General features: G+C 28.3%; 11 protein-coding genes. 1 reads left to right on the forward strand and 10 read right to left on the reverse strand.

What is annotated here, in order from left to right:
• Window positions 1-19: 19 nt before the first annotated feature.
• The 3 genes from hemW to lepB are packed head-to-tail and all read right to left on the reverse strand — an operon-like array spanning window position 20 to window position 3,516.
• Window positions 20-1,123: a radical SAM family heme chaperone HemW gene (hemW, locus tag ABDJ34_RS01300; protein WP_412701114.1), complete on the reverse strand. Its 1,104-nt coding sequence runs from the start codon at window positions 1,121-1,123 to the stop codon at window positions 20-22.
• Window positions 1,124-1,170: 47 nt separating this feature from the next.
• Window positions 1,171-2,982, reverse strand: coding sequence for a translation elongation factor 4 (gene lepA, locus ABDJ34_RS01305; RefSeq protein ID WP_412701115.1), 1,812 nt, complete (start codon window positions 2,980-2,982; stop codon window positions 1,171-1,173).
• Between the two features lie 9 nt (window positions 2,983-2,991).
• Window positions 2,992-3,516, reverse strand: a complete 525-nt coding sequence (lepB, locus tag ABDJ34_RS01310; RefSeq protein WP_412701116.1) for a signal peptidase I — start codon at window positions 3,514-3,516, stop codon at window positions 2,992-2,994.
• A 122-nt stretch (window positions 3,517-3,638) separates the two neighbouring features.
• Between lepB and rpsT the strand changes: the two genes are divergently transcribed.
• A complete protein-coding gene (rpsT, locus tag ABDJ34_RS01315; RefSeq protein WP_002836452.1) occupies window positions 3,639-3,902 on the forward strand; it encodes a 30S ribosomal protein S20 in 264 nt (87 codons plus the stop codon).
• Window positions 3,903-3,955: 53 nt separating this feature from the next.
• On the opposite strand, the gene holA is transcribed toward rpsT, so the two are convergent.
• The 7 genes from holA to gap all read right to left on the reverse strand — a co-directional run bounded on the left by holA (window position 3,956) and on the right by gap (window position 13,128).
• Window positions 3,956-4,954 carry a DNA polymerase III subunit delta gene (holA, locus tag ABDJ34_RS01320; protein WP_412701117.1) on the reverse strand — a complete coding sequence of 333 codons (999 nt, stop codon included), beginning with the start codon at window positions 4,952-4,954 and terminating at the stop codon, window positions 3,956-3,958.
• A complete protein-coding gene (locus tag ABDJ34_RS01325) occupies window positions 4,920-7,226 on the reverse strand; it encodes a DNA internalization-related competence protein ComEC/Rec2 (protein WP_412701118.1) in 2,307 nt (768 codons plus the stop codon). Before ABDJ34_RS01325 ends, holA begins: the two co-directional genes overlap by 35 nt.
• 59 nt (window positions 7,227-7,285) lie before the next feature.
• A complete protein-coding gene (gene eno, locus ABDJ34_RS01330) occupies window positions 7,286-8,572 on the reverse strand; it encodes a phosphopyruvate hydratase (RefSeq protein WP_412701119.1) in 1,287 nt (428 codons plus the stop codon).
• Between the two features lie 3 nt (window positions 8,573-8,575).
• Complete coding sequence (gpmI, locus tag ABDJ34_RS01335; RefSeq protein WP_412701120.1) at window positions 8,576-10,123, reverse strand: 2,3-bisphosphoglycerate-independent phosphoglycerate mutase; 1,548 nt, start codon at window positions 10,121-10,123, stop codon at window positions 8,576-8,578.
• Window positions 10,113-10,868, reverse strand: coding sequence for a triose-phosphate isomerase (gene tpiA, locus ABDJ34_RS01340; protein ID WP_412701121.1), 756 nt, complete (start codon window positions 10,866-10,868; stop codon window positions 10,113-10,115). Before tpiA ends, gpmI begins: the two co-directional genes overlap by 11 nt.
• Before the next feature lie 4 nt (window positions 10,869-10,872).
• Entirely contained in the window at window positions 10,873-12,060 is a 1,188-nt protein-coding gene (locus ABDJ34_RS01345; protein WP_412701122.1) for a phosphoglycerate kinase, read from the reverse strand.
• Window positions 12,061-12,126: 66 nt separating this feature from the next.
• Window positions 12,127-13,128, reverse strand: a complete 1,002-nt coding sequence (gap, locus tag ABDJ34_RS01350; RefSeq protein ID WP_094205702.1) for a type I glyceraldehyde-3-phosphate dehydrogenase — start codon at window positions 13,126-13,128, stop codon at window positions 12,127-12,129.
• Between the last annotated feature and the right edge of the window lie 35 nt (window positions 13,129-13,163).

The raw sequence follows: 13,163 nt of genomic DNA on the forward strand, positions 1-13,163 counted from the left end.
ATTTATACTGTGTCAAGTGTTATACTAAAATATCTACGAAAAAACTATTTGACACGAAAAAGCCTTGATTTGTAAAGCTTATATGGTTGTTGTTTAAAGTTAACAATCCTTTATTAATCCAGTTATCGATTAATTTTTTGTTATTCGTATATAAATTTATGCCAAATTTTTGAAAGTATTCTTTTAAATCTAATCCATCTTTTAATCTCATATTGGTTATTATGAATTCAAACTCTCTTTTTTCTAAATCAATTTTCTCAGAAAAACTAATAGGCTTTTCATTTTGTAATATTTTGTTTTTGTAATCGGGGTAGAAAAACTCATTTGTATATCTCAGTTGATTTAAATATCCAGATGAAGATAAACCAAATCCATAATACTGCTCGTCTTTCCAATAAATCTTGTTGTGAATGGATTCAAAATTATCTTTTGCAAAATTAGAAATTTCGTAGTGTTTATAATTTTCTAAACCATTACAAATCTTCATATACATTTCGTATTCTATATCATCATTTCTATTTATGTCTTTATAGTTTTTGTAAAATTTTGTTCCAGGTTCTAATATCATGTTATACCAAGAAACATGGTTTGGATTAAGTTTCCTAATATAATAAAGATCATTATCTAGAGACTCTAAGGTTTGATTTGGAAATCCAAATATTAAATCAATTGAAATATTATCAATGTAACCTTTAATTATTTCAAATGACTTAAAAACATCCGATACTGTATGCTGTCTTCCTAAAAATTTGTTGTACTGATCATTAAATGATTGAACTCCCAATGATATTCTATCTATACCAACTTTTTTATAGTTTTCTATTTTTTCTTTTGTGACGAACTCCGGATTACATTCAATAGTAAATTCCTTTAATTGTAAGTTAAAACAGCTATCTATTACGTTATACGTTTTTTCAATATATTTAGAATCCACAAGATTCGGTGTTCCTCCTCCTATATAAATGGTATCTATTCTGTCATTAGGATTTTTGTACATATTTATTTCTTTTTGTAATAAATCAAAGTATTCATCAACTCTTTGGTATTGTTTCGTCATTGTTGAAAAATCACAATAATTACACTTATAAGCACAAAAAGGTATGTGAATATAGATTCCTTTCATAACTCCTCCTATAAAAATAAGCCAAACTTTCGCTTGGCTTAACAAATTTAATTTCCTTCATCATATTTTAAGACTGATAAGAAAGCTTCTTGAGGAACATCTACGCTACCTACAGATCTCATTCGCTTTTTACCTTCTTTTTGTTTTTCTAATAGTTTACGCTTTCTAGTTATATCTCCACCGTAACACTTAGCAAGTACATCTTTTCTGTATGCTTTTATAGTTTCTCTTGCGATAATTTTATTTCCTATTGCAGCTTGTACAGGAATTACAAATTGATGTCTTGGTATTTCATCTTTAAGTTTCGTTACTATTTTTCTTGCTCTTTCATAAGCTAAATCTTCGTGAACAATTAATGTTAACGCGTCAACTTTTTCTGAATTAATCATTATTTCTAGTTTAATTAAATCAGATTTTTCATAACCAATTAATTCATAATCCAAAGATGCGTAACCTCTTGTTTTTGATTTTAAAGCATCATAAAAATCATAAATTACTTCATTTAATGGTAATTTGTATTTTATTGTTACTCTTTTTTCATCAAGGTAAGTCATATCTATGAAAGTTCCTCTTTTTCCTTGACAAAGTTCCATAATTACTCCGACATAATCTGTAGGAGTCATGATTTCTGCATGAACAACAGGCTCTTCAACATAATCAATTTCAGTTTCCTTTGGGAAATTTGTAGGATTTTGTATTTCTACTTCAGTTCCATCTTTTTTATGAACTTTATATATTACACTTGGAGCAGTAGCAATGATATCTAAGTCAAACTCTCTATCTAATCTTTCTTGAATAATTTCCATGTGTAACAACCCTAAAAATCCACATCTCAATCCAAAACCTAGTGCGATTGATGTTTCATTTTCAAATGTTAAAGCTGCGTCATTAACTTGAAGTTTTTCTAGTGCATCTCTTACAGAATTGAAATCTTCACCTTCAGCAGGATAAATACCACAATAAACCATTGGTGTAACTTGCTTATATCCCTCCAGAGGTTTATTTACAGGATTGTTTTTATCTGTTATAGTGTCACCTACTCTAGCATCTTTTACATTTTTGATACTGCAGACAACATATCCTACATCTCCAGCGCTAATTTCATCTGTGCTTATCATTCCGGAAGATGTGTAACCACATTCAGTAACTTCAAATGATTTGTTAGTAGACATCATTAAAATTTCAGATCCTGGCTTTATACAACCATCAAAAACTCTGACATAAACGACAACGCCTTTATAAAAATCGTAATATGAGTCAAATATTAATGCCTTTAGAGGCTTATTTTCGTCTCCAATTGGTGCAGGAACGTTGTTTACTATGTCTTCTAAAACATCTACTATATTTATTCCTTCTTTCGCCGATACTGCAGGAACATTTTCAGCATCTAATCCAATAATATCTTCTATTTCTTTTTTGGCAAAATCAATGTCGGCACTTGGCAAATCAATTTTATTTATTACAGGTAAAATTTCTAAATTTTGGTCGATGGCCAAGTATACATTTCCTAATGTTTGCGCTTCTACACCTTGTGTTGCATCGACAATTAATACTGCACCTTCACACGCTTTTAATGATCTACTTACTTCATAAGTAAAATCAACATGACCAGGTGTATCTATTAAATTTAGGTTATATACATTACCATCTTTAGCCTTATAAGATAACTTAATGGCTTTTAATTTGATAGTTATACCTCTTTCGCGTTCTAAATCCATAGAATCCAAAACCTGTTCACTCATTTCTCTATGAGTAAGCATACCTGTCTCTTCAATCAATCTATCAGCTAAAGTTGATTTGCCATGATCTATATGCGCTATTATTGAAAAATTTCTTATGTATTTTTTATCGTGTTTCATTTAAATCTCCTAAATCGAACCAATCTTATCAACAGGATATAATCTAAAGAAAACAACACCGATTATTGAATCTTTATTAATGGGTCCGATATACCTGCTGTCATTATAATCATCTAGTTCTCTATTATCATTTATAACAAAATATTCATCTTTACTTAAAACCCATTTATTGTTGTTTAATTTTTTGGACTGTTGTAGTAGAATATAAGGTTCATATATTCTTTTTCCATTAACAAAAATATCATCATTTATAATTTCCACTGAATCCTTAGGCATTGCAATAACTCTTGCAATATTAGATTCTGAATTCTTCTGATCATGATACTGAACTATATCAGTTTTTTTAATATATCCAGTAATTTTGTTTAATTTGTTAATGAGAACAAAATCTCCAGAAGTTAAAGTGGGACTCATATTTGATGATTTTACTATTTGTGTTTCTAAAATAAAAGTTTTTATTACGAAACATACTACTAAAGCTATAAATATTGCAAATAGCAAATTTGAAAACTTACTATTTAAAAATTTCTTCATACTATCACCATTCTTTACCAACCTATTATAACATAATTTACAATTAATGTTCTAGATTACTTGAAATAATTAATTCTATAGTGTATAATAATAACACTGTTCAAAAATAAAGGAGGGATATTATGGCAAATATTAAATCAGCAATTAAAAGAATTGATGTAACTAAACTTGAAACAGCTAGAAATAAATCTAAAAAATCAGCTATCAAAACTTTCATAAAGAAATTTGAAGCAGCTGTTGAAAAAAACGATAAAGAAGACGCTACTAAATTATTTAATTTAGCAACTAAAAAGATTGACCAAGCTGCAAGTAAGAACACAATTTCTAAAAACAGTGCAGCTAAAAAAATTAGCAGAATGGCTAAAGAATTAAACAAATTAGCATAGAAATAATGTAAAGGATCCATTACATTATTTAAAGGTTGAAGTAAATTCAACCTTTATTTTTTTGCTAAAATTTCGCAAATACTATTTTCTATATAGTACTTAGAATTTAACGTATTTGTTTTTAATGTAGTTTCTATTTCATACATTTTATGAATCGCAAATCTTAACTGGTCATATCTCCAATTTTTCACAAAATTTTGAACTTTATTTAATTCGTATGATGATATTTTTACTCTCTTTGTGATTTCAGTTTGCGAAACTTTCAAACGTAGAAGTTCTTTTATATATAATAAATTTCTAAATAATCTAATAACCATATGAAGTGTTTTAAAAGTGTCTGATGTGTCATTTATAAGTAAATTTAAGTAATATATCGTCTTAGATAAATCTTTTAATGCTATTGAATCTGTTAAATCAAAAATATTTTTATCATATTGATTTATTAGAGAATTCAAATCATGTTCTGTTATTTCATCTTTCTCTAAGTTTATAAACTTATCTAATTCATTATTAACATCAATTAAAGTCTTTTCAGAATTTTTTATAAGATAAAGAGAATATTCAATAAAAATATTAACGATATTATTATTAATCTTCTTCCCTTTTAGGTAGTTTATTATATAAGCTTTTAATTGATTTCTGTTTAACTTATTGAATTCAATATCTGATCCATAGTTTATTATTTCTTTTAAAAATTTAGACTTAAATACATTTCCGTATGATGTCATTATAATCAAAGTATACTCTGGAATATCTTTAATATAAGGTAATATATTATCAATACTTTCCTTGTTTTTTGAAATTCCTGTTTTAGTTAAATCTACATCATCGATTAAAATGAGTCTTTTATCACTAAACATAGGAATAGTTTCAGAAGAACTATATATTTTTTCGAAATCTGATAATTCGTATTCATCAAAACTTTGAGCATTGTAGTGCTCTTTTATTAATGACAGGTATTTTTCTATATAAAATTTTTCTTCTCCGTGTATTAAAATTAGATTAGACAACAAATTATTATCTAATTTTTGTTTCGCCAATGAAAAATCCATCTTTTGCTCCTCTATTCTTAAAGTAATATAATACGAAAATTGTTGTAATAATTGAATTTTGTTCTTTCACTAAAAAATTAAAAATCGAATATTTATCTCTATTAGATCTTATAGTATTAAATATCTTGCTTGATACAATCTCAATGTTTCCATCTTTATCAGTTCTTTTTATTGGAATATTTAGTTTATTTAAATTATCTAACGTTTGATGATGTGGGTGTCCATAATCATTTCTTAGACCTACAGAAATAATAGATAATTTGGGATTAACCTTTTTTAAGAAATTTAAATCTGAACTGTTTTTACTTCCGTGATGGGAAATTTTCAACACATCAGATGTTATATCTTCATTTAAAATATTTCTTTCATATTCTGCAGAAATGTCTCCTGTGATTAGTAATGAAATATCATTAACATATACTTTATAAACTATAGATTTATCGTTCTCTTCATCACTTATGGATTTATCAATGACTTTGATATAAACATTTCCAATTTTTAGTAATTGATTATTTTGTAGATTTACGTAATGGTTATTTTGATTATACTTGCTTTTTAATATTTTTTCTCCATTAGTTCTAGATAAAACTATTGGATTATAAGATTTGTTAATATTAATTAAATTTTTACTATGATCTTCATCAAAATGAGTCAAGAATACATAATCAAGATTATTTAAACCTATTTTGTGAAGATATTCTACAAGGTAAGTTCCAGATTTATCTTCTGATTTGTATGAACCTCCTGTATCTATCATAAAACTTTTAAAATATTGTCTTACAAGTAAGCAATCACCTTGACCAATATCTACAAAGTTTATATGCGTAATAGGATTAAAAATATTTAAAATTACCGGCATAATTACGCTTATCAAGAACATATTTTTTAAAGTTTGTTTATTAAAATCGTTTAAAGTTTTAATGTAGTGTCTGTTATAAATTGCAAATATTATTATATAATAAACAAAAATCATCAATAGAGAAAAGCTCATAAAACTATGAATTTGTATATTAAATGAATTAATTGTAATGAAGATATAATTTATAATCTTTAAACAAAATTTTATAATTTGAACAAATACATAATTAAAGCTATTAGGTATCAAAAGTACAATAGCCGACAATTGTATGATAAGTGTAAAAATAGGTAAAATAATGGTATTTCCAATGATAAAACCAAATGTAAATTCATTAAAAAACCTCAGTTGTATTGGTAATAATATTATATAAACTAAAGTGGAAAGCATCAAATAATTACGTAGTTTGCTATTTTGTTTTTTGAATTTTGGATATAAATATAAAATAGTAAATGTTGCTAAAAATGAAAAAATAAATCCGACATCAAATAGATTATATGGATTCATAAACAAAATTACAATAGCTGCAATAATTAAATTATTTAAATTATACCAGTCTATCTGCATTTGATTAGATAATTCCACTATAACTAACATAATAAACGCTCTTAATATTGATGAAGGTAGTCCTACTGCATATCCATATATTGCAATTAAAAACAAAGATAACCAAGAAATAATTTTTCTGTTAATCTTAAAAATACCAAATAATTTATTAAAAATCGTGTATAGAATAATAATATGTAGCCCACTTATTGCGAATATATGACTTATTCCTAATGTCTTAACATTATTAGTGTAATCTTCACTCAAAAAATTAAACCCTGTAAATACTGACTTTAAAACAGATGATTCAATATTATTAAAATTTGAATCTAATTTAAAAACTATGTGGTTTAAAATTTTACTTCTAATTCTTAATAAATGGGAATTAGATTTTCCTATTATTTCGGGATTAGACCTACAGTATATATCACCATATATATTACTTTTTAGTAAATAAAATTTATAGTTGAACATATATGGATTACCATTCGTATATGCTTTATTAACTTTTGATCTAATATTGACAATATCACCAATATTTAAATCTTTTTTTGTTGTTAATAAAAATTTTATATTATATTCATTAGTTACCTTTACAATATACTTTTTATTAGATCTGTTTTTATTGATTACTACAGCGTTAATATCTACAAATTCATTATCTTTAATATTTTTGTAATTATCATTAATAATATTTAAATGAACTACAGTTAGAAATAACACTAATAGTGATACAATAAGTTTATTTTTATCTTTAAACAGAAATATTCCTGTAATCACTACATCAACTGCTAGAAATATTGGATTGAAATATATGTATAAAATTGTTGTTAAAATTATCTGTATTAAAATTACCGTAGTGATTAACATTTTTCACCTAATTAATAGGAATCACAGCTAATAATCGCTGTGATTCCTTGTATTTTTAATTATTTGCTTAAATTATAAAAAGTCTTTATTCCATCGTATACTGCAGTAGATTCTAGCATATCTTCAATTCTTAATAATTGATTATATTTACAGATTCTGTCAGTTCTTGATGTTGAGCCAGTTTTAATTTGTCCAGCATTAGTAGCGACAGCAACATCGGCTATAGTAGTATCTTCTGTTTCTCCCGATCTATGAGATATTACGGCAGTGTATCCGTGTCTTTTAGCTAGTTCGATGGCATCAAGAGTTTCAGTTAAAGTTCCTATTTGATTTAATTTGATAAGAATAGAGTTACATACACCCATTTCTATACCTTTTTGTAATCTCTTAACATTTGTTACAAATAAATCATCGCCAACTAATTGGATTTTAGATCCCAATTCTTTAGTTAGTTTCTTCCAACCATCCCAATCGTCTTCAGCTAATCCGTCTTCAATAGAAATAATAGGATATTTTTCAACTAAGTTTTTGTAATATTCAATCATTTCATCACTTGTTCTTACTGCATTATCTCCAGCCATGTTGTATTTACCATCTTCATAAAACTCACTAGCTGCAGCATCTATAGCAATCATTACATCTTTTCCTGGTTCATATCCAGCTTTTTTAATAGCTTCAACTATAGTTTGTAAAGCTTCTTCGTTAGATTCAAGATTTGGTGCAAAACCACCTTCATCTCCGACTGCTGTATTTAATTTTCTAGACTTTAATACATTCTTTAAATTATGAAATACCTCAGTACCGATTCTTAAAGATTCTTTGAAGTTTTCTCCACCTACAGGCATAATCATAAATTCTTGAATGTCTACATTATTATCAGCGTGTTGTCCGCCATTTAGAATGTTCATCATTGGTACAGGTAAAGTCTTACCGTTTACGCCTCCAATATATTCAAATAATCTTTGTCCATTTTCATCTGCAGCAGCTTTTGCAACAGCTAAAGAAACACCTAAAATAGCATTTGCACCAAGTCTAGATTTATTTTCAGTGCCATCTAATTCTATTAGATAATTATCTATTCCAACTTGATCAAATACATCCCAGCCTACCAATTCATCTGCTATTTCTAAGTTTACGTTATCAACGGCAGTTTCTACGCCTTTTCCTAAAAATCTTTTTTCATCATTGTCTCTTAATTCTACAGCTTCGTGTACTCCAGTAGATGCACCTGAGGGAACTATAGCTGATCCCATTGCTCCCGCTTCAGTGTAAACTTCAACTTCAACTGTAGGATTTCCCCTAGAATCTAAAACTTCTCTTGCATAAATGTCAATTATTAAGCTCATTATTTATTCTCCTTTTTTAATTAAAGATTTGCCTGTCATTTCTGAAGGCTTATCTATTTTCATCAATTCTAAAATTGTTGGTGCTATATCAGCTAGGATACCATTATTCAACTCGATTTCTTTGTCAGGATATTCTATAAAAGGCACGGGATTCGTTGTATGTGCCGTGAATGGTCCACCTGTCATTTCATCAATCAAATATTCACTATTCCCATGATCAGCAGTTATCAAAGCATAGTAATTCCCGTTTTTATCTATAGCTTGTAATATTTCCTCTAAACATTTATCAACGGTTTCAACGGCTATTTTGTCTGCAGAAATTACACCAGTATGACCAACCATATCTGAATTCGCAAAGTTTAATATTATCAAGTCGTATATATCTTTATTAATAACATCAACAACATGATTTTTAACTTCTACAGCACTCATCTCTGGCTTAAGATCATAAGTGGATACTTTTGGAGATGGAACTAGTATCCTATCTTCATTTTTGAATTCCTTTTCGATACCACCATTAAAGAAAAATGTTACATGGGCATATTTTTCTGTTTCTGCGATTCTTAATTGCTTTAATCCATTTTCAGAAATAACTTGTCCTAACACATTTTTATATCCTTGTTTTGGATATGCTATTTGTACATTATTGATAGTTTTATCGTATTCTGTCATTGTTACAAATGAAATACCTTTGTATTTTGTTCTTGTAAAACCATCAAAATCATCGTCTACAAAAGCTCTCGTAAGTTGTCTTGCTCTATCTGGTCTGAAATTAAAGAATATAAAAGAATCTTCATTTTCGACTTTTGTTATGTTATCATTTTCATCGATTATTGTACATGGTTCAATAAATTCATCAGTGATATTTTTATCATAACTATCTTGTAAATATTCGACTGGGTCATTATTTTTATTTCCTACTCCATTAGTAATGCAATTATATGCTTTTTCTACTCTGTCCCATCTCTTGTCTCTATCCATTGCATAATAACGACCACAGACAGATGCAATCTTACCTACACCAATTTCTTTTATATCATCTAGTAATTTCTGTAAATCATTTTTTGCAGATGTTGGTGATACGTCTCTTCCATCTGTAAAACAATGTATTACTACATCATAGAAATCTAATTTTTTGCACATTCTAAGGATTGCTACAAGGTGATCATAATGAGAATGAACTCCACCAAAAGAAACCAATCCTAATAGGTGTAGTTTTTTATTTTTTTCTTTAGTTTTTAAAATGATATTTTTTAAAACTTCATTTTCATAAAATTTTCCAGATTCTATGTCATTAGTAATTTTACTTAAATCTTGATAAATTATTCTACCAGAACCAATATTCATGTGTCCTACTTCAGAATTTCCCATTTGACCCGCTGGAAGACCTACTTCATTTCCTGAAGCAATTAATTGTGAATTTGGATATTCACTCATTAGTCTGTCAAAAGTTGGAGTATCAGCTAATTTAATAACATTTCCTGGATAGTCTTTGCCTAATCCCCAACCATCTAAGATTATAAGAATTAATTTGTCTTTTTTATTCTCCATAATTAATTAGTTTAGAAAAACTTTCTGCTTCTAAACTCGCACCCCCTACTAAAGCTCCATCAATGTCTTCTTTCGACATAATATCAGTTACATTTTCAGGTTTTACACTTCCACCGTATTGTATTCTAACTGAATCAGCTAAATCTTTACTATACATTTCTGTCAATAAATTTCTAATAAATTTACACATTGATTGTGCATCGTCACTTGAAGCTGTTTTACCGGTTCCAATAGCCCATATTGGTTCATAAGCGATTACAAGTTTAGATTTTAATTCTTTTTCGCTTATTCCTTTTAAGTCAGATCTTATTTGTGATTCCACAATTTTTTCATGATTGTTAGATTCTCTTTGTTCTAAGTTTTCTCCGCAGCAAAGTATTGGTTTAAGTTTGTGAGTTAAAGCTGATATTATTTTCTTATTTAATAGTTCATCATCTTCTTTAAATATAGTTCTTCTTTCAGAATGACCAATTATAACATAGTCCACTCCCAAATCTTTCAGCATATTGGGAGAAATTTCTCCTGTAAAAGCGCCGCTATCTTCGAAATACATATTTTGTGCTCCAGTAGAAATATTTGTATGTTTTAATTCTTCTGTAAGTGTTTTTAGTGATGTGAATGGAGATATAATGCAAGCTTCGACATTATCAGAAACTCTCAGATTCTTTAAATCATTTAAGAAATGCTTAGTCTCTCCATCTGTCATATTCATTTTCCAATTTCCTGCAATTAATGGTTTTCTCATATTACTATCTCTCATCAATACAATCAATACCAGGTAACACTTTGCCTTCTAAAAATTCCAAAGAAGCTCCACCACCTGTTGAAACATGTGTTACCTTGTCTTTATTTCCGGATTTTGCAATTGCTGAAGCACTATCGCCGCCACCAACAATAGTTGTAGCATCAGATTTTACTAAAGAATTTGCAACTTCAAAAGTACCTTTGCTAAATTGTTTGATTTCAAATACTCCCATTGGTCCATTCCATACAATAGTTTTGGACTTTTGTATTTCTTCATCAAAAATCTTTATTGTTTTCGTGCCAATATCAAATCCAGCAATATCGTCTGTAAATTCATCTATACCAATTATTTTTGAATCAGATTCTTCAGTCATTTCTTTAGCTGCCATGAAATCCACTGGCAAGAATATTTTAACTCCTCTTTCTTGAGCTTTTTGCAATAGAGATTTTGCTAAATCTAATTTATCTTCTTCAATTAAGGATTTACCGACATTTTTTCCTTGTGACTTAATGAATGTAAATGCCATAGCCCCACCTATTAGTATAGTATCAACTTTATCCAATAAGTTTTCTATAACTCCAATTTTATCAGAAACTTTTGCACCACCTAATATTGCTGTAAAAGGTCTTTGCGGATCATCAAGAGCTTTTCCCATGATTTCTATTTCTTTTTGAACTAAAAATCCTACAGCACTTGGTAAAAACTTAGACACTCCAACGTTTGATGCGTGAGCTCTATGGCTTGTTCCAAAAGCATCGTTTACATATAAATCAGCTAATTTTGATAATTCTTTAGAAAATTCTTCATCGTTCTTTTCTTCTTCTTTTCTAAATCTCGTATTTTGAATTAGCATAATTTCTTTAGATTGTAATTGTTTACTTTCTTCAATAACAGAATCATCCACAACTTTATCATTATCAACAAATTTTACTTCTTGACCAATAATTTCAGAAAGTTTTTCAGCAACCGGTTTTAATGTGAATTCAGGTTTTGGTTCGCCTTTTGGTCTACCTAAGTGACTCATTAAAATAACTTTAGCATTATTATCTATTAAATACTTTATTGTTGCGATAGATGCTTCTATTCTATTCGTATCAGTAATAATACCATCTTTTATTGGAACATTAAAGTCTACTCTAACTAATACTCTTTTATTTTCAACATTTAAATCTTTTAGTGTTTTTTTATTCATAGATTAACCTTTCTTTGAAAAGAGTCGATTGCAAAAATATTTTACCATCGACTCTAAATAGTTTTATTATCTTGTAGCTATAATCTTTGCTAAATCAAATACTCTTGAACTATAACCCCATTCGTTATCATACCAAGAAGCAATTTTTACCATATTTCCTAAAGCATAAGTCATATCAGCATCAAATATTGAGCTTCTTTCATCTCCAATGATGTCTGAAGATACTAATTGATCTTCAGAATATCCTAAGATTCCTTTTAATTCGCCTTCACTAGCTTTTTTCATAGCATTATTGATATCTTCTTTTGTAACTTCCTTACCTAAAAGAACTGTTAAATCAGTAATAGATCCAGTAGGAGTTGGTACACGAACTGCAAGTCCTGTCATTTTACCTTCTAATTGTGGTAGAACTTTACCAACAGCTTTAGCAGCACCTGTAGTTGTAGGAATCATACTTAAAGCAGCTGCTCTTGCACGTCTTAAATCCTTGTGGTGAGCGTCTTGAATGTTTTGATCGTTAGTATAAGCGTGAATTGTTGTCATTAACCCTTTTTCAATTCCAAATTCATCATCTAAAACTTTAGCTACTGGAGCTAAACAGTTAGTTGTACATGATGCATTGGAAATAATATCATCATTTTCTGGGTCATATTCTTTGTCATTTACCCCAACTACGATCATTTTAACATCTGATTTACCTGGAGCAGTTAATAATACTTTCTTTGCACCAGCTTTAATATGTTTTGATAAACCTTCTTTGTCTTTAAAAGCTCCCGTTGAATCGATAACTAGATCAACACCTAATTCTTTCCAAGGTAATTCTTCTGGATTTCTGTTATTTACAACAGTTATTTCCCTATCACCAATTTTAATTTTGTCATCCGCTAATACTTCAACGTCTTTTTCAAAAGTACGATAAATTGAGTCATACTTTAAAAGATGTGCATTTGTTTTAAGGTCACTTGTAATGTTCAATGCCACTAATTCAAGATCAGGGTCATTTTTTTGAATTAAAATTCTTGTTACATCTCTACCTATTCTTCCAAATCCACTAATTGCTACTTTCATTTAATCCTCCTTGAAATATTTCATAATACATACTC

Source organism: Finegoldia dalianensis (assembly GCF_046255015.1).
Taxonomy (GTDB): domain Bacteria; phylum Bacillota; class Clostridia; order Tissierellales; family Peptoniphilaceae; genus Finegoldia; species Finegoldia magna.